The 20316-nt window shown below is 72.8% G+C and carries 19 protein-coding genes; 13 read left to right on the top strand and 6 right to left on the bottom strand.

Annotated elements, in window-relative coordinates; all coding sequences use genetic code 11:
• Positions 1-25: 25 nt before the first annotated feature.
• Complete coding sequence (locus ACGF3I_RS10830) at positions 26-802, bottom strand: VOC family protein (protein WP_393130336.1); 777 nt, start codon at positions 800-802, stop codon at positions 26-28.
• 213 nt (positions 803-1015) lie between these two features.
• On the opposite strand from ACGF3I_RS10830, the gene ACGF3I_RS10835 reads away from it, so the two are divergent.
• Positions 1016-1864, top strand: a complete 849-nt coding sequence (locus tag ACGF3I_RS10835) for a sulfurtransferase (protein ID WP_393130338.1) — start codon at positions 1016-1018, stop codon at positions 1862-1864.
• A 638-nt stretch (positions 1865-2502) separates the two neighbouring features.
• Here the strand turns inward: ACGF3I_RS10835 and sepH are convergent.
• Positions 2503-3549 carry a septation protein SepH gene (gene sepH / locus ACGF3I_RS10840; protein ID WP_393130340.1) on the bottom strand — a complete coding sequence of 349 codons (1047 nt, stop codon included), beginning with the start codon at positions 3547-3549 and terminating at the stop codon, positions 2503-2505.
• 498 nt (positions 3550-4047) lie between these two features.
• Between sepH and ACGF3I_RS10845 the strand changes: the two genes are divergently transcribed.
• The gene (locus ACGF3I_RS10845) at positions 4048-5076 is read left to right on the top strand and encodes a hypothetical protein (protein ID WP_393130342.1); all 1029 of its coding nucleotides are present in this window, start codon (positions 4048-4050) and stop codon (positions 5074-5076) included.
• Positions 5077-5083: 7 nt separating this feature from the next.
• Here ACGF3I_RS10845 and ACGF3I_RS10850 read toward each other — a convergent pair whose 3' ends face one another.
• Both ACGF3I_RS10850 and ACGF3I_RS10855 read right to left on the bottom strand, forming a co-directional pair.
• Complete coding sequence (locus ACGF3I_RS10850) at positions 5084-6394, bottom strand: D-arabinono-1,4-lactone oxidase (RefSeq protein ID WP_393130344.1); 1311 nt, start codon at positions 6392-6394, stop codon at positions 5084-5086.
• Positions 6363-7601, bottom strand: coding sequence for an MFS transporter (locus ACGF3I_RS10855; protein ID WP_393130346.1), 1239 nt, complete (start codon positions 7599-7601; stop codon positions 6363-6365). Before ACGF3I_RS10855 ends, ACGF3I_RS10850 begins: the two co-directional genes overlap by 32 nt.
• 220 nt (positions 7602-7821) lie before the next feature.
• Between ACGF3I_RS10855 and ACGF3I_RS10860 the strand changes: the two genes are divergently transcribed.
• A complete protein-coding gene (locus ACGF3I_RS10860) occupies positions 7822-8979 on the top strand; it encodes a ferrochelatase (protein WP_393130348.1) in 1158 nt (385 codons plus the stop codon).
• Positions 8980-9013: 34 nt separating this feature from the next.
• Complete coding sequence (locus ACGF3I_RS10865) at positions 9014-9814, top strand: inositol monophosphatase family protein (RefSeq protein ID WP_393130350.1); 801 nt, start codon at positions 9014-9016, stop codon at positions 9812-9814.
• Positions 9815-9956: 142 nt separating this feature from the next.
• On the opposite strand, the gene ACGF3I_RS10870 is transcribed toward ACGF3I_RS10865, so the two are convergent.
• Positions 9957-10127, bottom strand: coding sequence for a hypothetical protein (locus tag ACGF3I_RS10870; protein ID WP_393130352.1), 171 nt, complete (start codon positions 10125-10127; stop codon positions 9957-9959).
• A 345-nt stretch (positions 10128-10472) separates the two neighbouring features.
• Here ACGF3I_RS10870 and ACGF3I_RS10875 point away from each other — a divergent pair, with 345 nt between their 5' ends.
• From ACGF3I_RS10875 to ACGF3I_RS10890, 4 genes are all read left to right on the top strand, one after another.
• Positions 10473-11126 (top strand): response regulator transcription factor, encoded by a 654-nt coding sequence (locus ACGF3I_RS10875; RefSeq protein WP_100575919.1) that lies wholly within the window; start codon positions 10473-10475, stop codon positions 11124-11126.
• Positions 11127-11131: 5 nt separating this feature from the next.
• Positions 11132-12370: a sensor histidine kinase gene (locus tag ACGF3I_RS10880; RefSeq protein WP_393130354.1), complete on the top strand. Its 1239-nt coding sequence runs from the start codon at positions 11132-11134 to the stop codon at positions 12368-12370.
• A 392-nt stretch (positions 12371-12762) separates the two neighbouring features.
• Complete coding sequence (locus ACGF3I_RS10885) at positions 12763-13059, top strand: DUF4193 domain-containing protein (protein ID WP_053725482.1); 297 nt, start codon at positions 12763-12765, stop codon at positions 13057-13059.
• 11 nt (positions 13060-13070) lie between these two features.
• Positions 13071-14081 (top strand): hypothetical protein, encoded by a 1011-nt coding sequence (locus ACGF3I_RS10890; RefSeq protein WP_393130357.1) that lies wholly within the window; start codon positions 13071-13073, stop codon positions 14079-14081.
• A gap of 27 nt (positions 14082-14108) precedes the next feature.
• Here ACGF3I_RS10890 and ACGF3I_RS10895 read toward each other — a convergent pair whose 3' ends face one another.
• Positions 14109-14567: a DUF3093 domain-containing protein gene (locus ACGF3I_RS10895; RefSeq protein ID WP_393130359.1), complete on the bottom strand. Its 459-nt coding sequence runs from the start codon at positions 14565-14567 to the stop codon at positions 14109-14111.
• Between the two features lie 57 nt (positions 14568-14624).
• On the opposite strand from ACGF3I_RS10895, the gene ACGF3I_RS10900 reads away from it, so the two are divergent.
• From ACGF3I_RS10900 to ACGF3I_RS10920, 5 genes are all read left to right on the top strand, one after another.
• Entirely contained in the window at positions 14625-15209 is a 585-nt protein-coding gene (locus ACGF3I_RS10900; RefSeq protein ID WP_393130361.1) for a PaaI family thioesterase, read from the top strand.
• Positions 15206-15739, top strand: coding sequence for a dUTP diphosphatase (dut, locus tag ACGF3I_RS10905; RefSeq protein WP_393130363.1), 534 nt, complete (start codon positions 15206-15208; stop codon positions 15737-15739). Before ACGF3I_RS10900 ends, dut begins: the two co-directional genes overlap by 4 nt.
• Before the next feature lies 1 nt (position 15740).
• Positions 15741-16520 (top strand): DUF3710 domain-containing protein, encoded by a 780-nt coding sequence (locus tag ACGF3I_RS10910; protein WP_393130365.1) that lies wholly within the window; start codon positions 15741-15743, stop codon positions 16518-16520.
• Between the two features lie 300 nt (positions 16521-16820).
• The gene (locus ACGF3I_RS10915; RefSeq protein ID WP_393130367.1) at positions 16821-17555 is read left to right on the top strand and encodes an ABC transporter ATP-binding protein; all 735 of its coding nucleotides are present in this window, start codon (positions 16821-16823) and stop codon (positions 17553-17555) included.
• 153 nt (positions 17556-17708) lie between these two features.
• Positions 17709-20252 (top strand): ATP-binding protein, encoded by a 2544-nt coding sequence (locus ACGF3I_RS10920; protein ID WP_393130369.1) that lies wholly within the window; start codon positions 17709-17711, stop codon positions 20250-20252.
• Positions 20253-20316: the final 64 nt, after the last annotated feature.

Genomic DNA, 20316 nt, shown 5'->3' on the forward strand with positions numbered 1-20316 from the left:
GCGGTAGTTGGATGGATTCGCCCGGTCAGGAGGGCGACCGGACGAGGGTGAACACGGCGCCCTCCGGGTCGGCCGCCGTCGCCAGGCGCCGGCCGCTCGATCCTTCGTGGGGCTGCTGGAGCACCCGGCCGCCCAGGTCGGTCACCCGTGCCGTTGACCCGTCGACGTCTGCCACCTCGAAGTGCGTCATCCAGTGGGCACCCTTGCCCCGGGGCAGGGCGTTGCCCGCGCCGTGCAGCGAGGCCACCGGCTCGCCGTTCAGCCGCAGCGTCACGTGGTCGAGGTCGGCCGACGCCGCCGGGTCGCAGTCGTAGCCGAACACCGCCTGGTAGAACTTGCCGACCGACGACGTCTCCCGGGTGATCAGTTCGTTCCACACCGGACTGCCGGGCGTACCCGCGACGGCGGCGCCGATGTGCTCACCGCCCTGCCAGATCCCGAACACCGCGCCCGCCGGGTCCGAGGCGATGGCCATCCGGCCCGCCTCGCCCGCGTCCAGCGGGCCCACGCCCACGGTGCCGCCGCAGTGCCGGATGGTCTCGGCCGTCGCGTCCGCGTCGTCGGTCGCCAGATACGTGGTCCAGGCGATCGGCAGCTGGCGGTCGGGCGGCAACTGGCCGATCCCGGCCACCTCCTGCCCGTCGAGCAGCGCGCGTACGTACGGGCCGAGCTGCTGCGGGCCGGGTCTGAACTCCCAGCCGAACAGTGCGCCGTAGAACTCCTGGGTCGTGGGCAGACCGTGCACCATGAGACTCACCCAGCAGGGCGTGCCAGGTGTGCGCCGGGTCTCCGACTGGGTCATCGTCACTCTCTCCTCGGCCGTCGCCATACCGCTGCTCCGGGGTGCGGTCGGCGAAGCCGCGCACACCCGGGGCGATGCTTCCACCCCCCGTGCCGCAACGCGCCCCGGCCGCGCCGCTTTTGGCGCGTTCCCGCAGGAGGATGCCCGCTTTGCGGCCTCTCATCCTTTTCCTGACCGTTACGTTCCCGGTGCCGTCTGCGCGAGGATGACCCCATGAATGCCCTCATCACCGCACCCGAACTGGCGGCCGAGACGGCCGGACCCCGGCCGCCGGTCCTGCTCGACATCCGCTGGCAGCTCAGCACGGCCAAGGCGGGCGGCGCACCCGCTTTCGACGGCCGGGCCGCGTACGCGTCCGGACACCTGCCCGGTGCCGTGTTCGTCGACCTCGACGCCGAACTGGCCGGGCCGCCCGGATCCGGCGGCCGGCACCCGCTGCCGGATGTGGCCGAATTCGGCCGGGTGATGCGTCGCGCCGGGGTGTCGGCGGACACCCCCGTGGTGGTCTACGACGGCGGCCAGGGCTGGGCCGCGGCCCGCGCCTGGTGGCTGCTGCGCTGGACCGGCCACAGCGACGTCCGGGTCCTGGACGGCGGCCTCGCCGCGTGGACCGGCGAGCTCTCCACCGAGGTGCCCGAGCCCGCCGAGGGCGACTTCCGCCCCGAGCCGGGCGCGATGAAGCTCCTGGACGCGGACGCGGCGGCGGAGCTCGCCCGCACCGGGGTGCTGCTCGACGCCCGCGCGGGGGAGCGCTACCGCGGGGAGGTGGAGCCGATCGACCGCGTGGGCGGGCACATCCCGGGCGCCCTCTCGGCCCCGACCAACGAGAACGCCGGCCCCGACGGCAGACTGCTGCCCGCCGATGAACTGGCCGCCCGCTTCAAGGCCCTCGGCGCCGCTGACGCGGAGGTCGGGGTGTACTGCGGCTCCGGCGTCTCCGGCGCGCACGAAGTACTGGCCCTGGCCGTGGCGGGCATCCCGGCGGCGCTGTACGCAGGGTCGTGGTCGGAGTGGACGTCGAACGATGCCCGCCCCGTAGCAACAGGCCCCACCCCGGGCTAGCCAGGGACCCCCGGCCCCACCCCAACGCCCCGAAGGCAGCGGGGACCCGGCCCCGACCCCGCTGGGCCCGCGCACCAACGCCCCGAAGGCAAGGGGACCTTTGCCCCGGTCCTGTCAGGGGCGCGGGGAACTGCGCGCCCAGCCGGGGAGGGCCGGCACCCGACGAACGACCGACGGCCGGGCGCGGGCGGGCGCAAAGGGGGGCAGGCCCCGACCCTGCTGGGTCTGCGCCCAACGCCCCGAAGGTAAGGGGACCTTTGCCTCGACCCCGCCAGGGGCGCGGGGAACTGCGCGCTCAACCGGGGCCGACCCGCACCCGACGAACGACCAGCGGCCGGGCGCGGGCGGGCGCAAAGGGGGGCAGGCCCCCGGCCCCGCTGGGCCCGCGCACCAACGCCCCGAAGGCAAGGGGACCTTTGCCCCGACCCCGCCAGGGGCGCGGGGAACTGCGCGCCCAGCCGGGGCCGACCCGCACCCGACGAACGACCGGCGGCCGGGCGCGGCCGAAAGGGCGAAAGGGGGGCAGCCCCCCAGGGGCGCGAGGAACTGCGCAAAAGGGCAAGGGCGGCACACCCCCGCCCAGCGCGGGGCAGGCCAAGGCGCGCAGGGCCGAGCCGATCGGCCCCCGCCCCGGAGGGCTAGTCCTGCTTCTTGCGCCGGGTACCGAACACGATCTCGTCCCAGCTCGGCACAGCAGCCCGCCGCCCGGGCCGCACCCCATCGGCCTCGGCCTGGCGATCGGTGGTCCCGGTGAGCCGGTCCCGGTGGCCGGCCACGGTCCGCGGCATCAGCACGTCCGCGTACGCCGCACCCGCCCCCGCCGACGCGGCCGGCGCGGGCGGCTCCTCGACGTCCGTCTCGGCGGCCGGCTCCAGCTCCGGCAGCTCCGGCGGCGAGGAGGGGCGTTCGGGCACGACCATGTCGCCCCGGAAGCTCGGTACCGCTTCGAGCAGACTGGTCAGCGAGTCGCTCTCGTCCACCACCGGCTCGGGCGGCGGCGGCGCCGGACGCTCCAGCTGGCGGTCGAGGGCACGGTCGAGCGGACGGTCGCGGGGCAGCCGGGCGATCCGGGGCACGAACGGGAAGCTCGGCTCGGGCACCGTGGTGATCGTGTCGTCGGACTCGCCGATCAGCGAGCGGGCCTCGTCGTCGACGGCCTGCACCAGACGGCGCGGCGGGTCGTAGGTCCAGCTCGCGGAGTGCGGCTCACCCGCGACCAAGTACACGAGCAGGACTTCCCAGGTGCCGTCGTCGCGGCGCCAGGAGTCCCACTGGACGCTCTCCTTGTCGGCGCCGCGCAGGAGCAGCCGCTCCTGTACCGCCTCGCCGAGCTGGGGCCCGGTGTTCTCGCCCGGACGCCGCACGGGGGTCTTGCGCGCCCGCTCCGCCATGAAGGCGCGCTCCGCGAGGACGGGCCCTTCGAAGCGGCGTACGCGGTCGACCGGAATGCCGGCGAACTGGGCGACCTCCTCGGCGGAGGCACCGGCTCGTATCCGCGCCTGGATGTCGCGCGGCCTGAGGTGGCTCTCCACCTCGATCTCGATCTGTCCGAGGCGGGCTCGGTCGTTGCGCACAGCGGCCCGGAGCCGCTCGTCGATCGGAAGCGTGTACTCCGTGCTGTCCGCAGCCTTGAGCACCAGTCGTGTGCCGTCGTTGGAGACGGCCACGACACGCAGTTCGGGCATGGGGACCTCCCGGGTGGTGCCTGCCGACGTCACGTGCGTCGCTGCTTCCGCTAGTCGAGTGTGGCCTGCCCGGGTGCAGCCTGCCACAACATTGCCGAGTTGCCCGGCGTGTCGGGCATGGGCCCTGGAACGCCGTTATGGCACGGTTACCTATTCGCAACGCAGAGTGACCGGGCTGGTCACCCTGTGCAGCAGGCCCCCGTACGGTGCCGCGGCGCCGCCGGTTCGAGTGCCGCTTTCGGCCCCCTCCCGTAGTCCCGGAAACCCGTGTGGAACCCGGGGCCCAGGGCTCGCCACAGTACTCCATTCGGGCCACCTGGGTGGACCGGCACGCCGCCGAAGTTCTCGTGGAGTACGGGAGTTGAGGCCGTCATGACGCCTTCGAGCCAGGACCCCACGTGTCCTGCTTCACACAATCCCCGGAATCGGAACTATTCCTTTCGCTCAAATGTCCTTTCTCAGTGCAAGACGGACCAGAAGGGCGAACAGAGGCTGGGAATGGGTGACAAGCCGGGCACCGGGACACAGGGCCCCGGGACGGAACAGAAGAAGCGCATCGATCTGAGCGTGCCCCAGGTCGCGGGCAGCGCACTGGCCGCCGTCACGGCGGCGGTGCTCGCCTCGACGCTCGGTGTGTACGGGACGTTCATCGGCGCCGGCGTGGTGAGCGTGGTTGCCACCTGTGGCGGCACGATCTTCCAGCACTTCTTCAAACGGACCGGCGAGCAGCTGCGCGAGGTGACCGTCCAGGCCAGAGGCGGCTCGCGCCAGGTGCCGGTCGTCTCCCCCTTCAAGGGGGCCCGCGCGCCGCACACCCGGCAGACCACCGCCCCCGCGGACACCGACCGCACGCAGCTCCTGCCGCACGCCGACGACGACCGCACCCAGCTGCTGCCGCAGGCCGACGCGGACCGCACCCAGCTGCTCAAGTCCCTCGACGGGGCGCAGCTGCCGCCGGGCGCCGGGGCCGCCAGGGAGTTCAACGAGGCGAGCGTCCACGGCACCCGGCTGCGCGGATGGAAGCGCCCGCTCCTCGCGGCGGCCGTCGTGTTCGGGGTGTCGATGGGCGGCATCACCGCGTACGAACTGATCTCCGGCGGCGAGGTCGGCGGCAACGGCGGCGGGACCACCCTCACCTCCGTGTTCACCGGCGGCTCCCGGAAGCAGGACCCGGCGCCGCCCGCGGACCCGGGCCAGGGGCACACCTCCTCACCCGGGACCGGGAGTTCGAAGTCCCCGGGTGACGACGCCGGTGAGGGGGACACGACCGGGGGAGGGGCCGGCAAGCGCAGCCCCTCGCCCTCGCCTTCGCCCTCCACCTCCGACGGGTCGGATGCGGGCTCCGGGTCCGACGGGGGCTCCGGGGGTACGACGCCGACCCCGACCCCCAGCCCGTCCGGCTCCAAGGGCTCCGGACAGGGCGGCTCGGGATCGGGCGGTTCGGGGTCGGGCGGCTCCGGATCGGGTGGCGGCACCGCCGACCCGGTCACGCCCGCCCCGCGCTCGGGCGAGAGCTCGGCCCCGTGAGGCCCGGTCAGTCGCCGAGCACCCGGCGCAGATAGGGGTTGGCGAAGCGGCGGTCCGGGTCGAGCCGGTCGCGCAGGGCGGTGAACTCGCCGAAGCGGGGGTAGACCTCCGCGAAGTAGGCCGCGTCGCGCGTGTGGATCTTTCCCCAGTGCGGCCGGCCGCCGTGCGCGGTCATGATCCGCTCGACCGCGGTGAAGTACGCCTGGTACGGCGTGCCCCGGTACATGTGCACGGCGATGTACGCGCTCTCGCGGCCCGATGCGGTGGAGAGCGCGATGTCGTCGGCGGGCGCGGTGCGCACCTCGACCGGGAAGCTCACCCGCAGCGGTGAGCGGTCCACCAGCGCCTTCACCTCGCGCAGCGCCCCGACGACGGCCTCGCGCGGCAGGGCGTACTCCATCTCGACGAAGCGGACCCGGCGCGGACTTGTGAAGACCTTGTACGGGATGTCGGTGTAGGTGCGGGCCGAGAGCGCCCGGCTGGAGACCTTGGCGACGGCGGGGATGGTGGCGGGCACCGCCCGGCCGAGCGAACACACCACCTGGAAAAGGCCGTTGGACATGAACTCGTCGTCGATCCAGCCGCGCACCGTCCCGGGCGGGGCGGCGGGGCCCTGGCTGCGGTTGTTGCGCTTGGTGTTGCAGTTGCCGGTGTGCGGGAACCAGTAGAACTCGAAGTGCTCGTTCTCCGCGAAGAGTTCATCGAACTCCTCGGTGACCTTGTCGAAGGTCATCGGCTCCTCGCGGGCGGTGAGCAGGAAGACCGGCTCCACCGCGAAGGTGATCGCGGTGATCACGCCGAGCGCGCCGAGACCGATCCGGGCCGCCGCGAAGACGTCGGCGTTCTCCTTGGCGGAGCAGGTCAGCAGCGATCCGTCGGCCGTCACCAGTTCAAGTGCCGTGATCTGGGCGGCGATCGAGGCCGAGTCGCGGCCGGTGCCGTGGGTTCCGGTACTGGTGGCGCCCGCCACCGTCTGCTCCATGATGTCGCCCATGTTGGTGAGCGAGAGGCCCTCCCTGGCCAGCGCCGCGTTCAGCCGCTTCAGGGGGGTGCCGGCCTCGACCGTGACGGTCATCGCGGCGCGGTCGATCTCGCGGATGCCGGTCAGCAGATCGGGGCGTATGAGCACGCCGTCGGTCGCGGCGGTCGCGGTGAAGGAGTGGCCGGTGCCGACCGCCTTCACCGTCAGGTTCTGCTCGGCGGCGCGGCGTACCACGGCCGCGAGCTCGGCCGCGGAGGCCGGGGTCACTTCCCTCGCCGGCCGTGCGGTGACGTTGCCCGCCCAGTTACGCCAGGTGCTGCCGTTCGCTCCGCTCATCTGCTTCGAGCCCCTCCCGATGCGTCACCGGCCTGCGAAGCCGGCGGTACCCCAGGAACGCCACCGCCGCCGCGAGCGTTCCCGACACGACGGACACCAGGTACCCCGCCCGTGCGCCCGCCGCGTCCACCACCCAACCGGCGGCGGAGGAGCCGAGCGCCACACCGACCGCGAGCCCGGTACTCGTCCAGGTCATGCCCTCGGTGAGCTTGCTGCGCGGTACGTGCTGTTCGACCAGGGCCATCGTCGTCACCATCGTCGGTGCGATGGACAGCCCCGCGACAAAGAGCGCCACGGCGAGGAACGGCAGGTTCCCGGCCAGTTGGAGCGGGATCATACTCACCGCCATCGCGCAGACACCCACCAGCCACCTGGTGGACGCCGCCCCCTTGAGGCGCAGCAGCCCGAAGACCGCTCCGGCCAGGCACGAGCCGAGCGCGTAGACGGCGAGGACCAGGCTCGCCATCGCCTTGTGGCCGCGCTCGTCGGCGAACGCCACGGTGACCACGTCGACCGAGCCGAAGATCGCGCCCGTGGCGACGAACGTGGCGACCAGGACCTGGAGCCCGCGCGAGCCGAGCGCGGAGCGTCCGCCGTGGTGCTCGTGGGGGTGCGGTGCGGGCTCGGTGGCGCGCTGGGCGGTCAGCCAGAACACGCCGGCGACCAGGAAGCAGGCGGCGATCATCGGACCCGCCTCGGCGAACCAGGCGGTGGAGAGCCCGATCGACAGGATCGGCCCCAGGATGAAGCACAGCTCGTCGACGATCGACTCCCACGAGTACGCCGTGTGCAGCTTCTGGGCGTCGCCGCGGTAGATCGCGGCCCACCGGGCCCGCACCATCGAGCCGACGCTCGGCACACAGCCCGCGCCCGCCGCGAAGACGAACAGCGTCCAGTCGGGGGCGGCCTGCTGTGCGCAGACCAGCAGGCCGGCGACGGCCGCCACCGCGACCACCGTCGCCGGGCGCAGCACCCGGCGCTGGCCGTGCCGGTCCACCAGGCGGGAGATCTGGGGCCCGACGACCGCCGCCGACATCGCGAGCGTGGCCGACAGCGCCCCGGCCAGGCCGTACCGGCCGGTGAGCTGGGAGACCATCGTCACCACGCCGATGCCCATCATCGACAGGGGCATCCGCCCGAGCAGTCCGGCGGCGGAGAAGCCGAGGGCGCCGGGGGCGGCGAATATCGCGCGGTAGGGACTGGGCAACGGGGGCTCCGGATCCGGCGTGACGCGTGTAATTGATCCCTAAAGCTTACGACGCTGAACTACGCACCCGCACCGCCTTTTCCGGACCGTCCGCGGGGGCACGGCCACGCGCCGGCCATCGCCTTAGCGCCGAGACCGACAGCCCGCCGCGGAGCCCGTTCCCGCCGGGCACGCCCGGCTCGGTTCCGCGCCTGTCGGAGCCGGATGGCAGGATCGAGTCATGTCCGAACCGCGTGATCCAGCTCCCGCGACGGCCGAGGCCGCCGCCCCGTACGACGCCCTGCTCCTGCTCTCCTTCGGCGGCCCCGAGGGCCCCGACGACGTGGTCCCGTTCCTGGAGAACGTGACGCGCGGCCGGGGCATCCCCAGGGAGCGGCTCAAGGAGGTGGGGCAGCACTACTTCCTGTTCGGCGGGGTGAGCCCCATCAACGAGCAGAACCGCGCGCTGCTGGACGCGCTGCGCAAGGACTTCGCCGAGAACAGCCTGGACCTGCCGGTGTACTGGGGCAACCGGAACTGGGCGCCCTACCTCACCGACACCCTGCGCGAGATGAGCGCCGACGGCCGTCGCCGCGTCGCCGTCCTCGCCACCAGTGCCTACGCCTCGTACTCGGGCTGCCGCCAGTACCGCGAGAACCTCGCGGAGTCCCTGGCCGTCCTGGAGGCCGAGGGCCGCGCGGTGCCGAGGATCGACAAGCTGCGGCACTACTTCAACCACCCGGGCTTCGTCGGGCCCATGACCGACGGCGTCCTCGCGGCGCTCGAAGGGCTGCCCGAGGACGTCCGCGCGGGCGCGCACCTCGCCTTCACCACGCACTCGATCCCCGAGGCCGCGGCCGACACCTCCGGGCCCGCCGACGAGCACGGCGACGGCGGTGCCTATGTGCGCGAACACCTCGACGTGGCGCGCGTCATCGCCGACGCCGTCCGGGCCGCCACGGGCGTCGAGCGGCCCTGGCGGCTCGTGTACCAGTCCCGCTCCGGGGCCCCGCACACCCCCTGGCTCGAACCCGACATCTGCGACCACCTGGAGACGCTGCACGGCGAGGGCGCCCCGGCCGTCGTCATGGTCCCCATCGGCTTCGTCTCCGACCACATGGAGGTCCTCTACGACCTCGACACGGAGGCCACCGCCAAGGCCGCGGAACTCGGCCTGCCCGTCGCCCGCTCCGCCACCGTCGGCGCCGACCCGCGCTTCGCCGCCGCCGTGCGCGAGCTCGTCACCGAGCGGGCCGCCGCCGAGCGCGGGCTGCCCGTCGAGCGGTGCGCGCTCGGCGCGCTCGGCCCCTCGCACGACCTCTGCCCGGTCGGCTGCTGCCCGGCCGCCCGCGGCGCCGCACGGCCCGCGGCCGCCGGAGCCGACAGCCCGTACGCGTAAGCCCGTGTCCGCCACGGGTCCCAAGGGAGCGACCATGACCGACCCTCTGCACCGCGAACTGCTCGGCCTCGCCCTGGAGGCCGCGCGGCGGGCGGGCGCCCTGCTGCGCGACGGCCGCCCGGCCGACCTCGCGGTGGCCGCCACCAAGACCAGCCCGATCGACGTGGTGACCGAGATGGACATCGCCGCCGAGAAACTGATCACCGGCTACCTCTCCGAGCGCCGCCCCGAGGACGGCTTCCTCGGCGAGGAGGGCACGTCCAGCGAGGGCACCAGCGGCATCCGCTGGGTCGTCGACCCGCTCGACGGCACCGTCAACTACCTGTACGGGCTGCCGACTTGGGCCGTCTCCATCGCTGCCGAACAGGACGGCACGCGGGTCGCGGGCGTGGTCGCCGCCCCCATGCGCGGCGAGACCTACCACGCCGTGCTCGGCGGCGGCGCCTTCGAGGGCGAGCGCCCGCTGCGCTGCCGCCCGCCGGCCCCGCTGGAGCAGTCCCTGGTCGGCACGGGCTTCGCCTACGTCCAGGAGGTACGCGCCCACCAGGCCGAGGTGGCCGAACGTCTGATCCCGCGCTTCCGCGACATCCGGCGCGGCGGCTCGGCCGCGATCGACCTGTGCGACGTGGCGGCCGGCCGGCTCGACGCGTACTACGAGCGCGGCCTGAACCCCTGGGACCTGGCGGCCGGCGACCTGATCGCCCGCGAGGCCGGCGCGCTCACCGGCGGCCGCCCCGGCGAGCCCCCCTCCCGGGACCTCACGATCGCCGCCACACCCGCCCTCTTCGGCCCGCTCCAGACCCTCCTGGAGGAGCACGGAGCCTGGCACGACTGATCCGGGACGCGGACGCGGGTCCCGGCCTCGGGCCCCGGTCCTGGTCCCGGCATGACGAGACCCCGGCATGACGAAACCCCGGCATGACGAAACCCCGGCAGCCGCCTCGCGGCGCCGGGGTTTCCTGGTGGGTGGGGTGGGCTCAGACGGCTGCGACTACCTCGACGCCGTGCTCGGCGGCCAGACGGTGAAGATCGTCCAGCTCCGCCTGCTCGACATCGGCGAGGAAGTCGTCGCCCGTCTCGCGCGCCCGAGTGAGGTCGGTCTCCGTGGTCCTTATGCGCTGCAGAAGTCCTGCGGTGAAAGCGTCCATGGTGCGCCCCCTCGTCGTGGGTCGGTGGCACGGGATGTGCCGACGGTGGGTCGCGACCACGACGTAACGATGTGGCATGCCACATACAGGGCGTGATCGCGGGGTGTGCAATCGTCCTCCCCAAGCCCACTCTCAAAGAAACCTCAACTGCCGCGCCAATCCTGTTCATTCCCGCGGCGGCCCCCCTTCCTGGCCGGAAAGCGCAGGTGGACGGCGGACCCCGGAACGGCACCGTCTTACCGCCGGTTTATGGGCGTAAGGGGCAGGATGGAAGCTCACCGTCACTGCTTCAGTGCACAGATCTGCCCGCGCACGACGCGGGTCCCTAGGGAAGGACACAACGCCGTGCGCGTACTCGTCGTCGAGGACGAGCAGCTGCTCGCCGATGCGGTGGCCACCGGACTGCGCCGGGAGGCCATGGCCGTCGACGTCGTGTACGACGGCGCCGCGGCCCTCGAACGCATCGGCGTCAACGACTACGACGTGGTCGTGCTCGACCGGGACCTCCCGCTCGTCCACGGCGACGACGTCTGCCGCAAGATCGTCGAGCTGGGCATGCCCACTCGTGTCCTGATGCTGACGGCCGCGGGGGACGTGAGCGACCGGGTGGAGGGCCTGGAGATCGGCGCGGACGACTATCTGCCCAAGCCCTTCGCCTTCACCGAGCTGACCGCCCGGGTGCGCGCGCTCGGCCGGCGCACCACCGTGCCGCTGCCGCCCATCCTGGAGCGCGCCGGCATCAAGCTCGACCCCAACCGCCGCGAGGTCTTCCGCGACGGCCGGGAGATCCAGCTCGCGCCCAAGGAGTTCGCCGTCCTGGAGGTCCTCATGCGCAGCGAGGGCGCCGTGGTCTCCGCCGAGCAGCTCCTGGAGAAGGCCTGGGACGAGAACACCGACCCGTTCACCAACGTCGTACGGGTCACCGTCATGACCCTGCGCCGCAAGCTCGGCGAGCCCCCGGTGATCGTCACCGTGCCGGGCTCGGGCTACCGGATCTGACGGCGATGGCCTCCACCCCCGCGCCGCCGACGGCGCCTCCCAAGCCCACCTGGGCCCCCAAGTCGGCCGAGCCGCCCTTCCCGTGGCTGCGGCCCACCATCCGCATACGGCTCACCCTGCTCTACGGCGGCATGTTCATGATCGCCGGGATACTGCTCCTGTCGATCATCTATCTGCTGGCCGCCCAGGCCCTGCACGCCGGCAGCAGCCCCTTCAAGATCGTCGAAGCGCAGAACCTCACCCTCTCCAGCAGCAGCTGCCAGCTCCCCAAGAGCGGCACGATCCCGGAGTTCAACGACGCGATCGGCGTCTGCATGGCCCAGCAGCGCCAGCACGCCCTGGACAACCTGCTCAGCCGCTCGCTGCTCGCCCTCGTGGGCCTCAGCGTGATCGCCTTCGCGTTCGGGTACGCGATGGCCGGCCGCGTCCTGTCGCCGCTGGGCCGCATCACCCGTACCGCCCGGCGCGTGGCCGGCACCGACCTGAGCCGGCGCATCGAGCTGGACGGGCCCGACGACGAGCTGAAGGAGCTCTCCGACACCTTCGACGAGATGCTCGACCGCCTGGAGCGGGCCTTCACCGCCCAGCAGCGCTTCGTCGCCAACGCCTCGCACGAACTGCGCACCCCGCTGGCCATCAACCGCACGCTCCTTGAGGTGCACCTGTCCGACCCGGGCGCCCCGGTGGAGCTCCAGCAGCTCGGCAAGACGCTGCTGGCCACCAACGAGCGCAGCGAGCAGCTCGTCGAGGGCCTGCTGCTGCTGGCCCGCAGCGACAACGAGATCATCGACCGCAAGCCGGTCGACCTCGCCGAGGTCGCCTCCCGGGCCATCGACCAGGCCAGGGGCGAGGCCGAGACCAAGGGCGTCGAGGTGCGCGGGGAACGGGCGCCCGCGGTCGTCCAGGGCAACGGTGTCCTGTTGGAGCGGATCGCGCTCAACCTGGTCCAGAACGCCCTGCGCTACAACGTCCCCGAAGGCGGCTGGGTCGAGGTGGTCACGAGCCTGAAGGACGGCCAGGCGACCCTGGTCGTGACCAATACGGGGCCGGTGGTCCCGGCGTACGAGATCGACAACATCTTCGAACCGTTCCGGCGGCTGCGCACCGAGCGCACGGGCAGCGACAAGGGCGTCGGTCTCGGCCTGTCCATCGCCCGGTCGGTCGCGCGGGCCCACGGAGGCCGTATCATCGCGGAGCCCCGCGAAGGCGGCGGCCTCGTGATGCGTGTCACCCTCCCGGTCTGAGACGCTGCTCGAAGCTGTGCTGGCAGTTCGCTTTGCGCGGAATTTTCGGGACCCGTTCCTGTGAGTTCCGTGTGTGATCAGTCACAAAGGCAAACATCCGGCCACCTACTCTCCGTGATCGTCGAATCTGCTGGAATCCCGGGAAAAGTCCGGGTTTCCAGGGGGTGAGATCACGGGAAGTACACGAGGTGGCGCTGGTGAAGTGCGACATGAGGACCGTGTACGGTCCCGATCGCCATCCAAGACGATCACTCTTGAGGAGTGCGGTTGGGTGTCGATTGAGTAACAGACCTTGATGTGAGGCAAAATCTCCGCCTCAGGTCGGGCACAAGTCCGGCCTCTCACGCGTTACGGCGCTGAGACACCGCAACCACCCAGAGGGGGAGAGCGACATGGCAACGGACTACGACACCCCACGCAAGACCGACGACGACGTCGATTCCGACAGCCTTGAAGAGCTGAAGGCCCGGCGCAACGACAAGTCGACCTCGACTGTCGACGTCGACGAGTACGAGGCCGCCGAAGGCATGGAACTGCCCGGCGCGGACCTGTCCAACGAAGAGCTCGCCGTCCGCGTCCTGCCCAAGCAGGCCGACGAGTTCACCTGCATGAGCTGTTTCCTCGTGCACCACCGCAGCCAGCTGGCCCGGGAGAAGAACGGCCAGCCGATCTGCCGCGACTGCGACTGAGCGGGCCGGCCGTGGCAGGCGCGAAACCGTCCCGGAAGCGACCGTTCCGGAGGAAGGGTGCCCCGGGTTCCACCGAGGCACCACAGGGCGGCACAGGCCCGGCAGAAGGTGTGGAAGACCCCACGTGGCCGGCCCGCCTCCCTGCGGCGAGCGCGGCCGACGGTGCACGTGACGCCGGGCGGGGCCACCAGGCCTCGCTCGAAGCAGCGTCCACGGCACCGGGCACGGAGCTGGAGGCGGGGCCCGCGGCCGGGGCCCGACGCCTGGACGCCCTGCGCAGGAACACTCTCGACAAGGGCGTCCCCGCCCTGCGGAAGAGCGTTCCGGTGCTCAAGAAGGGCGTACGCAAGAGCGGCGAGGGCGTGAAGGCCTCGCTCGGCCACCTTGCGGACCGCGTGATCGACATCGCCCCCCGCGTTCCCGTGCGGGACCTGGCGACACTGCGCGCGCATTTCCCCGGCCTCGGCCCGGAGGAGATCGCCGACAAGCTGATCGCGGGGGCCGCCAACGGCACCTCCACGGTCGGCGCGGGAATCGGCGCGGCCGCGATGCTGCCCGTCCCGCCCGCGATGCCCGCCGAGCTGGCCGCGGAGATCACCGGTGTCGCCGCGATCGAGCTGAAGCTCATCGCCGAGCTGCACGAGGTCTACGGAATGCGGCCGCCGGGAAATCTCCGCGAGCGTTCCCTGGCATATCTGACGTCCTGGACCGAGGAACGCGGAATCGACGTCACCAAGCCGACGTCCCTGAATTTCGCCCTCGGCGGCCAGATGAAGCGCGAACTGCGCCAGCAGATCATGAAGCGTCTCGTACGCAACCTGCCGAATCTGACGCCGTTCATGGTCGGCGCGGCCGTCGGCGCCGTGATGAACCGGCGCGACACCAAGAAACTCGCCGGGCACATCCGCAAGGACCTGCGCGAGCGCCAGGTGCCCTGGGACGCGCTTGCGGACCTGCCCGCCCTGGAGCAGCCCGAGAACCCGCTGCCCGAGGGCCACTCCCGCAAGGAGCTCGGCCGCTGAAGGCCCCCCTCGCGCTCCGGGCGCGGCCTAGGCGGAGCGGACCGCGTCCAGGGCCGCCTTCAGCGCCTGGGGATCGCGGGTCGAGACATAGACGTACGGGGTCGGGTCGGCCGGGTCGGTGACCTCGACCTTGACCGCGGTCGGGATGTAGGCGCGCAGCAGCATGAACGCACGCGGGTCGGCCTTGTGCAGCCGCCAGGCCCGCGCCTCGTCGGCGTCCAGCACCTCGGGTTCGCCGAGCGCCTTCACCGGGATGCGGGCCTCGCCCGCCACCAGGGTGTCCGGCAGCACCCGGATCCGCACCGAGCCGTACGAACTCACCACCACCCACGACACCGCCGTGCCGCCCACGAATCCGGCCAGCAGCGGCAGGGTGCCCACGGGCAGCAGCATCAGGGCGCACGCGAGGCCGACCAGGACGGAGATGAACCACCACGAACGGGGCGCGGTGAGGCGTTCTGCGTACTGCGGGGCGTTGGGCTGCATGGAAGCTAGCTTGGCACGGCGAGACCCGCGCGCTGACCGCGGGTAAGGTCTGCGCCTGTGACTGCTACATCTGCGTCCCTGACGCCCCCGGCCGACGCCATGGCGCCGGTGCGGCACCCCGACGCGCCCGCACCGGGCGAACTGCTCGGAGCGCACTACGGGCACTGCTTCGGCTGCGGCGAAGGACAGCCCCACGGACTGCACCTGGCCGCCCGGGCCGGACAGGGCGTGCGGGTCACCGCCGAGTTCACCGTGCGCGAGGCCCACCAGGGCGCCCCGGGGCTCGCCCACGGCGGAGTGCTCGCCACCGCCCTGGACGAGACCCTCGGCTCGCTCAACTGGCTGCTGCGGGTGATCGCGGTGACCGGCCGTCTGGAGACGGACTACGCCCGCCCGGTCCCCGTCGGCACGGTGCTGCACCTGGAGGCCGAGGTCACCGCGGTGGCGGGCCGCAAGATCTACTCGCGGGCCACCGGCCGCATCGGCGGGCCCGAGGGGCCCGTGGCGGTCCGGGCCCAGGCCCTCTTCATCGAGGTGAAGGTGGACCACTTCATCGACAACGGACGACCGGCCGAGATCCAGGCCGCCATGTCCGATCCCGACCAGCTCAGGCGCGCCCGCGCCTTCGAGGTGAACCCGTGACGCGTGACCCCGTGGACGTCCTCATCCGCCGAGTCGACCCGGAGGTGCCGATCCCGGCCTACGGGCACCCCGGCGACGCCGGGGCCGACCTGGTGACCACCGAGGCGGCCGAACTCGCGCCCGGCGAACGGGCCGTGCTCGCGACCGGCGTCTCGATCGCGCTGCCCGACGGCTACGCGGCCTTCGTGCACCCCCGTTCGGGGCTCGCCGCCCGCTGCGGTGTCGCCCTGGTGAATGCCCCGGGGACGGTGGATGCCGGGTACCGTGGAGAGATCAAGGTGATCGTGGTCAACCTCGACCCGCGCGAGAGCGTGCGGTTCGAGCGTTTCGACCGCATTGCCCAACTGGTCGTCCAGCAGGTCGAGAAGGTGCGCTTCCACGAGGTGGCGGAGCTTCCCGGCTCGGCGCGGGCCGAGGGGGGCTTCGGGTCCACCGGCGGTCATTCCGCCGTGGACGGTTCGGCCGCCACTGGCGGCACTACGGGTGGGAATCGATACGCTTCGGCCGTATCCGACCGGGAAGGACAGTGACGTGTTCGGACGTCGCAAGAAGAGCGGTACCGCCGAGGACGCGGCGGGCGAGGCCGAGCAGGTTGAGGGCACCGCGTCCGCTGAGGACGACGCGGCCGGCGCCGGTGACGGGGCCCAGGCGCGCCGGGTGAACCTGCCGCCCGCCCCCCGTCCCGACGGACCCTGGGACGTCTCCGAGGTGACCGAGCCCGGCGAGGGCCGGGTGGACCTCGGCGGACTCTTCGTCCCCGGGGTCGAGGGCATGGAGCTGCGGGTCGAGGTCGCGGGCGACGCGATCGTGGCGGCCACGGTCGTCCTGAACGACAGCGCGGTGCAGCTGCAGGCCTTCGCGGCGCCCAAGAAGGAGGGCATCTGGGGCGAGGTCCGCGAGGAGATCGCCTCGGGCATCACCCAGCAGGGCGGCATCATCGACGAGGTCGAGGGCCCCCTCGGCTGGGAGCTGCGCGCCCAGGTCCCCGTCCAGCTGCCCGACGGCACGGGCGGCGTCCAGCTGGTCCGCTTCGTGGGCGTGGACGGCCCGCGCTGGTTCCTGCGCGGTGTCATCTCCGGCCAGGGCGCGGTGCAGCCGCAGGCCGCCGGCCTCCTGGAGACGATTTTCCGTGACACCGTGGTGGTGCGCGGCGAGGGCCCGATGGCGCCCCGCGACCCGATCGTCCTGAAGCTGCCCAACGACGCGCAGATGGTGCCGGAGGGCGTCCAGCAGGAGGACCAGGAGGGCTCGCGCTTCTCCGGCGGCATGGGCCAGCTCCAGCGCGGCCCCGAGGTCACCGAGATCCGCTGACACCCGGCTCACGCACGATGGGCCGCACCCCTGGACCGGGGGAGCGGCCCTTCGGCGTTCCGCGGGGACGCCCGGCCCCGGGGGGTGCAGTCGGGCGCGGAAAGGGTGCGCCGCCCTCAACCTCCGCTCCCCGTACGGCACTTGCGGCCGGCTCGGCTCGCGGGCTCGGCGGCCCGTTGCCCGGCAGGCCCCGCCCGCGGCGGCAATGCGGGCAGAGACCCCGGCGACGCATTGCCCGGCCGGGGGCATTCCGCACATACTGGCGCCCGGCCGCGCACACGTACGTACGGGGGAACGCGCATGACGCAGGGCACCAAGGGGCAGGGCGGGACGGCCGTCGCGGGCGGGCGGGACGGCGGGCCCATGGTGCGGGTCGAGAACCTGCACCGCTCGTACGGGAGCGGCGCCGCGGCCGTGCACGCGCTGCGCGGGGTCTCCTTCGAGGTGCCGCGCGGCGAACTCGTCGCCCTCAAGGGGCGCTCGGGCTCCGGCAAGACGACCCTGCTCAACCTCCTGGGCGGGCTCGACCGGCCCGACGAGGGCACGGTCACCGTGGACGGCGTCGACATCGTGGGCCTCGGCGAGCAGGGCCTGCTCGAACTGCGGCGCGACCGCATCGGCTTCATCTTCCAGTCCTTCGGCCTCATCCCCATCCTCAGCGCCGCCGAGAACGTGGGCGTCCCGATGCGGCTGAAGAAGACCGACCCGCGCGAACGTGAGGAGCGCGCCGCCCTGTTGCTCTCCCTCGTCGGCCTCGGCGACCACGCGGCCCAGCGCCCCGGCGAACTCTCCGGAGGCCAGCAGCAGCGCGTCGCCATCGCCCGCGCCCTGGCCAACCGGCCCGCGCTGCTCATCGCGGACGAGCCCACCGGCCAGCTCGACGCCGAGACCGGGCTCGCGGTGATGGAACTGCTGCGCGCCGTCGTGCGCGGGGAGGGCGTCACCGTCCTGGTCGCCACCCACGACCCCCAGCTCCTCGGTTTCGCCGACCGGGTCCTGGAGCTGAACGACGGGCGGATCACCGACCACGGCTGACCCGCGCCCCCGGGCCCGGCCCGTCAGAATCGCGTCAATACGCGTCCCCCGCCCCACCCCCACCCCATATGCCGGAATTGTTGGCCGTAAAGTCGACGGAGCGTAGGCAGCTGCGTTCTGAAAGACAGCTGCGTTCTGAAAGACAATGGGGCCATGGCACGCGGCAAGCTTCGGATCTACCTGGGCGCAGCACCGGGCGTCGGCAAGACGTACGCGATGCTCTCCGAGGCGCACCGCCGGGTGGAGCGCGGCACGGACTGCGTGGTGGCCCTCGTGGAGCACCACGGACGGCCGCGCACCGAGGTGATGCTGCACGGCCTGGAGCAGATCCGGCGCCGCGAGCTCGACCACCGCGGCGCCGTCTTCACCGAGATGGACGTCGACGCCGTCCTGGCGCGCGGCCCCGCCGTCGCCCTGGTGGACGAACTGGCCCACACCAACGTGCCCGGCTCCCGCAACACCAAGCGCTGGCAGGACGTCGAGGAACTGCTCGCCGCCGGCATCGACGTGGTGTCCACCGTCAACATCCAGCACCTGGAGTCCCTCGGCGACGTCGTCGAGTCCATCACCGGGGTGCGCCAGCGCGAGACCGTGCCCGACGAGGTGGTGCGCAGGGCCGACCAGATCGAGCTGGTCGACATGTCGCCCCAGGCACTGCGCCGCCGCATGGCGCACGGCAACGTCTACCAGTCCGACAAGGTCGACGCGGCCCTGTCCAACTACTTCCGGCCCGGCAACCTCACCGCCCTGCGTGAGCTGGCCCTGCTCTGGGTCGCCGACCGCGTCGACGAATACCTGCAGCAGTACCGCGGCGAGCACGGCATCCAGAGCACCTGGCGGGCCCGCGAACGCATCGTGGTCGGCCTCACCGGCGGGCCCGAGGGGCGCACCCTCATCCGCCGGGCCGCCCGCATGGCCGCCAAGGGCTCCGGCAGCGAGGTCCTCGCGGTCTACGTGGCCCGCAGCGACGGGCTCACCTCCGCCTCGCCCAAGGAACTCACCGTCCAGCGCACCCTGGTCGAGGACCTCGGCGGCAGCTTCCACCACGTCATAGGCGACGACGTCCCGGCCGCGCTGCTCGCCTTCGCCCGCGGCGTCAACGCCACCCAGATCGTCCTCGGCTCCAGCCGCCGCAAGGCCTGGCAGTACATCCTGGGCCCGGGCGTCGGACAGACGGTGGCCCGCGAGTCGGGGCCCGACCTCGACGTCCACATCGTCACGCACGAGGAGGCCGCCAAGGGCCGCGGCCTGCCCGTCGCGCGCGGCGCCCGGCTCGGGCGGGCCCGCATCGTGTGGGGCTGGGCCGCCGCCGTGGTCGGCCCGGCCCTGCTGACCGTGCTGCTCACCAACGTCGAGGCGGACCTCGGCCTCGCCAACGACATGCTCCTGTTCCTGACGCTGACCGTGGCGGCGGCCCTGCTCGGCGGCCTGGTCCCGGCGCTCGCCTCGGCCGCGTTCGGCTCGTTCCTCCTGAACTACTACTTCACCCCGCCCGCGCACCGGATCACGATCGCCGACCCCAAGAACATCGTCGCCATCGTGATCTTCGTCCTGGTCGCCGTGTCGGTGGCCTCCGTGGTCGACGTCGCGGCCCGCCGCACCCACCAGGCCGCCCGGCTGCGCGCCGAATCCGAGATCCTCTCCTTCCTGGCCGGCAGCGTCCTGCGCGGCGAGACCAGCCTGGACGCCCTCCTGGAACGGGTCCGCGAGACCTTCGCCATGGAGTCGGTCGCCCTCCTGGAGCGGGCCGGCGACGTCGAGCCCTGGACCCGGGCCGGCAGCGTCGGCCCGCACCCGGTGGCCCGTCCCGAGGACGCCGACGTGGACATGCCCGTCGGCGACCATATGGCGCTCGCCCTGTCCGGCCGCGTCCTGCCCGCCGAGGACCGCCGCGTGCTCGGCGCGTTCGCCGCCCAGGCGGCCGTCGTCCTGGACCGCAGACGCCTGGTGGGGGAGGCGGAGGAGGCCCGCAAGCTCGCCGAGGGCAACCGCATCCGCACCGCGCTGCTCGCGGCCGTCAGCCACGACCTGCGCACCCCGCTCGCCTCCATCAAGGCCGCGGTCACCTCGCTGCGCTCCGACGACGTCGAATGGTCCGACGAGGACCGCGCCGAACTCCTCGAAGGCATCGAGGGCGGCGCCGACCGCCTCGACCACCTCGTCGGCAACCTGCTGGACATGTCCCGCCTGCAGACCGGCACCGTCACCCCGCTGATCCGCGAGATCGACCTCGACGAGGTGGTGCCCATGGCGCTCGGCGGCGTCCCCGAGGACAGCGTCGTCCTGGACATCCCCGAGACGCTGCCCATGGTCGAGGTCGACCCGGGCCTCCTGGAGCGGGCCGTCGCCAACGTCGTCGAGAACGCCGTCAAGTACAGCCCGCCCGGCAGCCCCGTCACCGTCGCCGCCAGCGGCCTCGCCGACCGCGTCGAGATACGCGTCACCGACCGCGGCCCCGGTGTGCCCGACACCGCCAAGGACCGCATCTTCGCGCCCTTCCAGCGCCACGGCGACGCCCCGCGCGGCGCCGGGGTGGGTCTCGGGCTCGCCGTCGCCCGCGGCTTCGCCGAGGCCATGGGCGGCACGCTGGCGGCCGAGGACACCCCGGGCGGCGGCCTCACCATGGTCCTCACCGTCCGCGCCGCCCCCGGCCCCGCACGTCAGGCCCCCGCCCTCCCGGCCCGGACCACCTCGTGAACCGCTCCCTCGTGAAGCGCGTCCGCACGAATCCACCGCTCAGCCCGTCCCCGCAGAAGGCAGC

This window comes from Streptomyces sp. NPDC048111 (assembly GCF_043202815.1).
Lineage (GTDB): Bacteria > Actinomycetota > Actinomycetes > Streptomycetales > Streptomycetaceae > Streptomyces.

Excerpts from the sequence above, each read along its gene's own strand:
- sepH (WP_393130340.1), bottom strand. The coding sequence starts at position 3,549 with ATGCCCGAACTGCGTGTCGTGGCCGTCTCCAACGACGGCACACGACTG.
- ACGF3I_RS10830 (WP_393130336.1), bottom strand. The coding sequence starts at position 802 with ATGACCCAGTCGGAGACCCGGCGCACACCTGGCACGCCCTGCTGGGTG.
- ACGF3I_RS10835 (WP_393130338.1), top strand. The coding sequence starts at position 1,016 with ATGAATGCCCTCATCACCGCACCCGAACTGGCGGCCGAGACGGCCGGA.
- ACGF3I_RS10870 (WP_393130352.1), bottom strand. The coding sequence starts at position 10,127 with ATGGACGCTTTCACCGCAGGACTTCTGCAGCGCATAAGGACCACGGAG.
- ACGF3I_RS10845 (WP_393130342.1), top strand. The coding sequence starts at position 4,048 with ATGGGTGACAAGCCGGGCACCGGGACACAGGGCCCCGGGACGGAACAG.
- ACGF3I_RS10860 (WP_393130348.1), top strand. The coding sequence starts at position 7,822 with ATGTCCGAACCGCGTGATCCAGCTCCCGCGACGGCCGAGGCCGCCGCC.
- ACGF3I_RS10920 (WP_393130369.1), top strand. The coding sequence starts at position 17,709 with ATGGCACGCGGCAAGCTTCGGATCTACCTGGGCGCAGCACCGGGCGTC.
- ACGF3I_RS10880 (WP_393130354.1), top strand. The coding sequence starts at position 11,132 with ATGGCCTCCACCCCCGCGCCGCCGACGGCGCCTCCCAAGCCCACCTGG.
- ACGF3I_RS10850 (WP_393130344.1), bottom strand. The coding sequence starts at position 6,394 with ATGAGCGGAGCGAACGGCAGCACCTGGCGTAACTGGGCGGGCAACGTC.
- ACGF3I_RS10885 (WP_053725482.1), top strand. The coding sequence starts at position 12,763 with ATGGCAACGGACTACGACACCCCACGCAAGACCGACGACGACGTCGAT.
- ACGF3I_RS10915 (WP_393130367.1), top strand. The coding sequence starts at position 16,821 with ATGACGCAGGGCACCAAGGGGCAGGGCGGGACGGCCGTCGCGGGCGGG.
- ACGF3I_RS10895 (WP_393130359.1), bottom strand. The coding sequence starts at position 14,567 with ATGCAGCCCAACGCCCCGCAGTACGCAGAACGCCTCACCGCGCCCCGT.
- ACGF3I_RS10865 (WP_393130350.1), top strand. The coding sequence starts at position 9,014 with ATGACCGACCCTCTGCACCGCGAACTGCTCGGCCTCGCCCTGGAGGCC.